At 64.5% G+C, this 6,657-nt stretch carries 9 protein-coding genes and 1 pseudogene; 2 read left to right on the top strand and 8 right to left on the bottom strand.

The features are described from left to right. Both EOA79_RS28020 and fabA read right to left on the bottom strand, forming a co-directional pair. Nucleotides 1–339: beta-ketoacyl synthase N-terminal-like domain-containing protein (locus tag EOA79_RS28020; RefSeq protein ID WP_281060302.1), on the bottom strand; the 339-nt coding region annotated here is incomplete at its 3' end. A gap of 125 nt (nt 340–464) precedes the next feature. Further along, complete coding sequence (gene fabA, locus EOA79_RS28015; protein ID WP_027165888.1) at nt 465–980, bottom strand: 3-hydroxyacyl-[acyl-carrier-protein] dehydratase FabA; 516 nt, start codon at nt 978–980, stop codon at nt 465–467. Between the two features lie 241 nt (nt 981–1,221). On the opposite strand from fabA, the gene irrA reads away from it, so the two are divergent. Next, nucleotides 1,222–1,653, top strand: coding sequence for an iron response transcriptional regulator IrrA (gene irrA / locus EOA79_RS28010; RefSeq protein ID WP_095824221.1), 432 nt, complete (start codon nt 1,222–1,224; stop codon nt 1,651–1,653). 115 nt (nt 1,654–1,768) lie between these two features. Here the strand turns inward: irrA and EOA79_RS28005 are convergent, their stop codons facing one another. Continuing rightward, nucleotides 1,769–2,326: an SH3 domain-containing protein gene (locus tag EOA79_RS28005; RefSeq protein ID WP_067324770.1), complete on the bottom strand. Its 558-nt coding sequence runs from the start codon at nt 2,324–2,326 to the stop codon at nt 1,769–1,771. 168 nt (nt 2,327–2,494) lie between these two features. Here EOA79_RS28005 and EOA79_RS28000 point away from each other — a divergent pair, with 168 nt between their 5' ends. Continuing rightward, the gene (locus EOA79_RS28000; RefSeq protein ID WP_066996380.1) at nt 2,495–3,496 is read left to right on the top strand and encodes a D-glycerate dehydrogenase; all 1,002 of its coding nucleotides are present in this window, start codon (nt 2,495–2,497) and stop codon (nt 3,494–3,496) included. Between the two features lie 15 nt (nt 3,497–3,511). Here the strand turns inward: EOA79_RS28000 and EOA79_RS27995 are convergent, their stop codons facing one another. The 5 genes and pseudogenes from EOA79_RS27995 to EOA79_RS27975 form a co-directional block, all read right to left on the bottom strand. Further along, complete coding sequence (locus EOA79_RS27995) at nt 3,512–3,925, bottom strand: DUF126 domain-containing protein (protein ID WP_067324544.1); 414 nt, start codon at nt 3,923–3,925, stop codon at nt 3,512–3,514. Continuing rightward, a complete protein-coding gene (locus tag EOA79_RS27990) occupies nt 3,922–5,175 on the bottom strand; it encodes an aconitase X catalytic domain-containing protein (RefSeq protein ID WP_095824220.1) in 1,254 nt (417 codons plus the stop codon). Before EOA79_RS27990 ends, EOA79_RS27995 begins: the two co-directional genes overlap by 4 nt. Beyond that, on the bottom strand, nt 5,172–5,660 hold the full coding sequence (locus EOA79_RS27985; RefSeq protein WP_095824219.1) for a GNAT family N-acetyltransferase: 489 nt from the start codon (nt 5,658–5,660) through the stop codon (nt 5,172–5,174). The genes EOA79_RS27990 and EOA79_RS27985 overlap by 4 nt, the downstream gene beginning before the upstream one ends. Before the next feature lie 4 nt (nt 5,661–5,664). Continuing rightward, nucleotides 5,665–6,420 (bottom strand): molybdopterin-synthase adenylyltransferase MoeB, encoded by a 756-nt coding sequence (locus tag EOA79_RS27980; protein WP_095824400.1) that lies wholly within the window; start codon nt 6,418–6,420, stop codon nt 5,665–5,667. A gap of 105 nt (nt 6,421–6,525) precedes the next feature. Then, nucleotides 6,526–6,657: pseudogene (locus EOA79_RS27975) on the bottom strand (DNA replication and repair protein RecF); the annotation flags it as partial.

The following is a 6,657-nucleotide window of genomic DNA, read 5'->3' as shown; positions in this document are numbered from 1 at the left end:
CACGATGGTCCTGGTAGACGGTCCGCCGGAGCCCATCACGATGCCGGTCCGCTCATTGGTGATGTCGCTCTCGCCGAGCCCGGCGTCCGCGATCGCCTGATCCATGGCGACATGGTTCCAGGCAGCGCCTTGGCTCAGGAAACGCATTGCGCGGCGGTCGATCATCGCCGACGGGTCGAGCGTCGGCGCGCCCCATACCTGGCAGCGAAAACCGTGCTCGGCGAAGGAATTGGAAAAGCTGATGCCGGACTTGGCATCGTAAAGCGAGGCCTGCACCTCATTGGCGTTGTTGCCGATCGACGACACAATGCCGAGGCCTGTCACTACGACGCGTCTCATTCGCAACTCCTTCCGGCGTAGTTTGACGAAAAACCTAATTGGTTTCCGCCTTCGATCATACGCAAAATAAAACCGCGGCGTCCTTGCGCATCCGCCGGACACGCCAGGGCCCGTGGCGATGGCGATCAGGCGGCGGACTGCTTGGACAGGCCCACCTTCAGATCCGTTGCCGCGTATATGGGTTCGCCATCCGCCTTGAGCCAGCCGTCGGCGATGCCGAGCACGAGGCGGCCACGCATCACGCGCTTGAAGTCGACGCCATATTCGACCTTCTTGACCGATGGCGTCACCATGCCCTTGAACTTCACCTCGCCGGTCGACAGCGCCATGCCTTTGCCGGGTTCGCCGAGCCAGCCGAGATAGAAGCCGGTCAATTGCCACATGGCGTCGAGGCCGAGGCAACCCGGCATGATCGGATTGCCGATGAAATGGCAGGCGAAGAACCAAAGATCCGGCTTGATGTCGAACTCGGCACGGATGAAGCCCTTGTCGAAGGCGCCGCCGGTCTCGCTGATCTCGGTGATGCGGTCGAACATCAGCATCGGCGGGTAGGGCAGCTGGGCGTTTCCCGGTCCGAACAGCTCGCCGCGGGCGCAGGCAAGCAGTTCCTCGTAGTCGTAGCTGGACTTTTGACCCGCCATTAATTCGGTCCCCGTTCTCGTTCCGGGCGGCAGGGCGCCCATGTCGTTGGTTTCCTAACACACTCTGTTTGTGGCCGGAAACCGGCGTTTGCGCTTAACCCGTGCGCCTGCCTGGGTCAATGCGCGCTATTGATCGCATTTGGGCGACAGAATATATGTCGGGTGGTGTCCAGTTTTTGGCATTGACCTCTTTTTGCCATTCTGGACCGGTCTATGGGGCTTGCAAGCTTAGACGGGATAGATGGATTCGGGCTGCCGGAAGGAAAATGTCGCTGTGGACAAGCGGGTTCGCGAAGCCGGCCTGAGGCCGACGCGCCAGCGCATTGCGCTGGCCGACCTGCTTTTCGCCAAGGGCGACCGTCACCTTTCGGCCGAAGAATTGCATGAAGAGGCGATCGCCGCCGGTGTGCCGGTTTCGCTGGCCACCGTCTACAATGCCCTTCATCAATTCACCCAGGCCGGCATGCTGCGCATCCTCGCCGTCGAAGGGTCGAAGACGTATTTCGACACCAACACTTCCGATCACCACCACTTCTATGTCGAGGGCGAGAACCGGATCTTCGATATCGCCAGCGGCCCGGTGAGCGTCTCCAACCTGCCGCAGCCTCCGGAAGGCATGGAGATCGCCAACGTCGATATCGTGGTGAGGCTGCGCCCGAAGCGCCGCGACTGATCTGCCCGCGATGAGGCCTGTCGATCTGGCGATGCGGCTCGAAGACCATGATCGCGAAAAGTCGGAACCGGTTTTTCTACGCTGACCTACGGTTTGGATCAGATCATGGTCCAGATCAGTTCTTGACCTTTTCTCCCGGGTAGGCGCCCCAGACCTGCGACTGGGCGACCCAGCCGGTATGGCCGTCGAAGGTCATCTCGCACCACTGACCGTCGCACTTCTTGATCGAGCCCATCACGCCTGGCTCGAGGATGGCGACAACGCCGGCGTCCTTGTCGGGATCGTCGAGCAGATTGATTCGGCCGCCCTTGCCGCGCTGCCAGGGGGCGACGATCGCGGTGCGGCGGCCCGAAAGCAGCGACTGGTTGATCCAGCCTTCGGAGCCGTCGGCGTCACGCACGCGGCGCCAGGTGTCGAATTCCTGGATGATTTCCATCGGCAGTCCGGCCTTCATATACATCCAGTCGACGGAATAGTTGGCGCCCGGACCGACGCGCGAGTTGACGCGTCCGGATTTCAGGCTGACGAAGCGCGGCAGCGGCAGGCCGCTCGGCCCCAGCGTCACGGTCTGCGCCGACGTGGCCGCGCCTTGCGCGGATGTCTGCGGCGCCCAAAGCAGAGTGCCGAGAACGGCTGCGCTGAAAGCCAGGCGGAGCGAGGCGAAACCAGACACGTTCATTCCTTTCGGCGCCGGTCCGTGGGAGGAGCGCCCCTTTTTCTTTGTCTTCGGCGGCACCGCTTGTTACAGGAGTGGGCTGATACCGCGACTGGCTTCAAGTTTCGCTTGTCTTGGTTAAAGAGGTCTCAACGAGATCGGTTTCGAGGAAGCTTCGGGGAAAAAATGGCAGGTAAAAAACGGCCCCTCGTCGTCATCACGCGCAAGCTGCCCGATCCGGTGGAGACCCGCATGCGCGAACTGTTCGACGCGCGCCTCAACGTCGAGGACCGGCCGATGACCCAGCCTGAGCTGGTTGCGGCGGTCAAGGAAGCCGACGTGCTGGTCCCGACCATCACCGACCACATCGATGCCGCGCTGATCGCCCAGGCCGGCGAGAACCTCAAGCTGATTGCCAATTTCGGCAACGGCGTCGACAAGATTGACGTCTCGGCGGCTGCCAAGAAAGGCATCACCGTCACCAACACGCCGAACGTGCTCACCGAAGACACCGCCGACATGACCATGGCGCTGATGCTCGCCGTGCCGCGCAGGCTGGCCGAAGGCGCCAACGTGCTCACCGGCGAGAAGAAATGGGCCGGCTGGTCCCCGACCTGGATGCTCGGCCGCCGCATCTGGGGCAAGCGCCTGGGCATTGTCGGCATGGGCCGTATCGGCACGGCGGTCGCCAGGCGCGCCAAGGCGTTCGGCCTGTCCATCCACTACCACAACCGCCACCGCGTGCTGCCGGCGGTCGAGGACGAATTGGAAGCGACGTATTGGGAAAGCCTCGACCAGATGCTCGCCCGGATGGATATCATCTCGGTCAACTGCCCGTCGACGCCGGCGACCTTTCATCTGCTGTCGGCCCGGCGGCTGGCGCTGATGCAGCCGGCGGCCTACATCGTCAACACAGCGCGGGGCGACATCATCGACGAAGAGTCGATGATCAAACTCATCCAGGACGGCAAGATCGCCGGCGCCGGCCTCGACGTCTACGAGCACGAGCCGGCGCTGAACAGCAAGCTGTTGAAGCTCGCCCACAAGGGCAAGGTCGTTCTGTTGCCGCATATGGGCTCGGCGACGCTCGAAGGCCGCATCGACATGGGCGAGAAGGTGATCATCAACATTCGCGCCTTCTTCGACGGCCATCGCCCGCCGGACCGTGTGTTGCCGCTCAGGACCTGAAAAACCACGGGTTGTTCAGGCGGCGACGCTCACGGCGCCGTCGTCGTCGACTTTGACGGTGCTTCCGCGATAGGCGTCGAACACACCGCGTCCGAGCCGCACCGCCATAGGTGTTTCCCAGCCCATTTCGCGCGCGACGATCAGGCCGAGCAGAAGAATGGCGTCCGGCTCGTGCAGCACAAGGGCTGCCGGCCCGCGGCCGTTGTGGACCAGTTCCATCAGCACTGCCGAAGCCGACGACGAGCCGATGGTGCCCGGCAGGAACAGCACCCGGCCGGAAATCACCTCGCCATGCTGCGGGTGGCGGACATCGGCGATGCGGCCTGTCTGCGGGTCGACGCCGCCCCAGAAGCTGATCGGCGCCGTCAGCACCAGCGCTTCGCCTTTACCGGCCTTGCCCCGTACCAATATCTCCGTGGCGGCGCTCATGCGGCGAGGTCCGTGAAGCGCGGCTTGCCGGCGACCGCGCTTTCGACGCAATCGGCGAGCGAGGCATAGAGCACCGCATAGCCGGTGTTGCCCGGAGCGTAATGCGCGAACTTGCCCGAATTGGTCATAAGCACGCCGCCGGCAAGTTCCGGCATGATCGGCGTCACCACCACGCATGTGTCGGCAACGATGACGACCCCGCTCGCTTCGAGCCTCTTCCGCCGGCCGTCCTGCTCCAGGAAGGCAAGCACATGACGGCCGGTGCAGGCATAGATCGGCACGGCGAGCCGTCTTCCGGCAATCAGCCGCTCCAGCATCTCGAACTCGGCAAAGGACAGATGCGGGCTGCCAATGGCGACCGCATCGATGGTTTTCGGCACCGCCGCCGTCGACAGGCCGGCGCGAGCCTTCGCCGCCATCTGCGGCGTGACGTGGATCACCGCCTCCGGTTTCGGCTCGGCCAGAATGGTTTCGACGTTCGGCGCCTCTGGCGTGACACCTGCAATGTGGAACAGCCCGACCGCGCCGGAGGAAGCGGCAGCGGCGCCGAAGGCCTTTAGCGCGTCGTCGCCGGGATGATTGGCGATGCCGGCGACGACGCCGATCGTATCCCCGACCTCGCGGCCATAGAGGCTGCCCAGCACCGGCCAGGCGATCTCGGAAGCGAGGAAGGAAGGCAATAGGCCCGAGACGTCGAACACCAGCCGCGCCCGGCGGTTCTCGGCCCGGTGCAGGCCATAATCCGGTGCGCGGCCGGTGATGGCGCAGGCGATGTCGAGGAAATCGCCGTAGCGGTTGGTGCGGGCGCCCAGCACCGAATTGCAGAACACCACCGCATTGGACTCGCCCCAGGCGACATCGCTGCCCTGTGCCGGCCTGTGCCCGGCCTGATAGGGCGCGCAGGTCCAGCTTTGTTCGCAGCCGAGCTTGCGATAGGCATCCATCATCCGCCGCGCCATGCCGCGCTGCGGCTCTTCCAGGCGGATGCGCGAGCAGCCCGTCAGGTCGAGCGCCCCGACATTGAGCGTCGAGCGCACGGCAACACTGGCGCCGCCTTCGACCAGCCGCTCGGCGAACAGCGTGCCGGAATCGCCATGATAGAGCGCGCCGTCGATATGCGCCGAACAGATCGGGATCAGCCCCGGCGCGCCGAGCAGGCGCGCGCTCTCGGCGACGATGCGCATCGCCATTCCCGCGCCGTCCTTACCGGCGGCGGTTGCCTGTTCCTCCGGGCTGAGCGCGAGGCTCAAGACAGCACCTTGCGCATGGTGATCGAGGTCGGCCTGTCGTAGCCCGCATGCGCGGTGCGCCCGGTCTCGCGAAAGCCGAGCCGGGCGAAGGCCGCGTGGTTCGCCGTAAGCTCGATACGCGTCTGCAGCTCGAGGGCCTGCTTGCCGCGCCGGTGGGCAAGATCGTCGACGGCCTGCATCAGCCGTCCGCCTATGCCTCGCCCCTGAAGGCCAGGCTCGACGGCAAGCTTGCCGACATAGAAATCGTCTGCCCTCTCCATCGCAAAGACGCAGCCGACGATCCGGCCGTTCTCCATGGCCAGGAACGGCGTTTCTTGCCCGGCCTTGCTCTTGAGGTTTTCGGGTGTGAGATGATGCGCCGAGGACGGCGGGTCGATGACGCCGTCCATATAGGCGAAGGCGCGCCGGATCAGCGCCAGCAATTCGTCCCACTGCGCAAAGTCCGGCGGAAGCTCGCTGACGAGGAGAGTGGCCGTCTGATCCATGCGCTCAGACTGCCTTGTAGCGGACGGTGTCGAAACGGGCGGTCAGCCCGTCGTAAAGCAGCAGCCGGCCGACCAGCGGCTCGCCGATGCCGGCGATCAGCTTAATCGCTTCCATTGCCTCCAGCGTGCCGATGACGCCCGTCAGCGCGCCGACGATGCCGGCAACGGCGCAGGATGGCACCAGCCCTTCGGGCGGCGCTTCCGGAAAAAGGTCGCGGTAGCCTGGATTGCGCTGGCCATTGGCCCCCGTTTCAAATGGCTTCAGCACCGTCACCGAGCCGTCGAAGCGGCCAACGGCAGCGGTGACCAGGGGCTTCTTTTCCTGGGCGCAGGCATCGGCCAGAGCATAGCGTGTCTCGAAATTGTCGGAGCCGTCGACCACGATATCGTATTGGGCGACGAGGGCAGGGGCATTTTGCTCGGTCAGCCTGAGGCGATGCAGTTCCACCCTGACATTGGGGTTGATGCGCAAGATCGCCGCCGAAGCGCTGTCGGTCTTCGCCATGCCGATTGTATCGCTGCCATGGATCACCTGCCGCTGCAGGTTGGACAAGGAGACATCATCGTCGTCGACGATGCCGAGCGTGCCGACGCCGGCCGCCGCGAGATATTCGAGCACAGGCGCCCCAAGCCCGCCGGCGCCGATCACCAGCACCCGCGCCCGCTTCAGCTTCTGCTGGCCGGGGCCGCCGATTTCGGGCAGCACGATGTGGCGGGCATAGCGCTCAAGCTCTTCGTCGGTGAGTGCAGCATTCGTCATGGCCGGACCATATAGCGGGCAGGAAACCTTGTCATGCACATGCAAGGCGAAGCCTTGTCCCGCAGGACAAATCGTCGTGCAAGGGGCTTTCAACTCTTCGACAGTTCAGCCGGTCGGGCCGACGCTGCCGTGATCGACCGTCAGGAATTGCGCCCGCCCGGCAAGGCTGGAAAACAGCGCCGCGTCGGTGCCGGTCATGAAGGCCTGGCAGTTGAGCTCTTCGAGGATGGAAAACAG

Origin of the sequence: Mesorhizobium sp. M1A.F.Ca.IN.020.03.2.1 (assembly GCF_004023205.1) — a bacterium.
GTDB lineage: Bacteria > Pseudomonadota > Alphaproteobacteria > Rhizobiales > Rhizobiaceae > Mesorhizobium.
This window is presented reverse-complemented; position numbering and strand designations above follow the sequence as displayed.

Bases quoted from the DNA above. Each gene is read 5' to 3' on its own strand.
- fabA (WP_027165888.1), bottom strand. From the start codon at position 980: ATGGCGGGTCAAAAGTCCAGCTACGACTACGAGGAACTGCTTGCCTGC.
- irrA (WP_095824221.1), top strand. From the start codon at position 1,222: ATGGATTCGGGCTGCCGGAAGGAAAATGTCGCTGTGGACAAGCGGGTT.
- EOA79_RS28000 (WP_066996380.1), top strand. From the start codon at position 2,495: ATGGCAGGTAAAAAACGGCCCCTCGTCGTCATCACGCGCAAGCTGCCC.
- EOA79_RS27995 (WP_067324544.1), bottom strand. From the start codon at position 3,925: ATGAGCGCCGCCACGGAGATATTGGTACGGGGCAAGGCCGGTAAAGGC.
- EOA79_RS27985 (WP_095824219.1), bottom strand. From the start codon at position 5,660: ATGGATCAGACGGCCACTCTCCTCGTCAGCGAGCTTCCGCCGGACTTT.
- EOA79_RS27980 (WP_095824400.1), bottom strand. From the start codon at position 6,420: ATGACGAATGCTGCACTCACCGACGAAGAGCTTGAGCGCTATGCCCGC.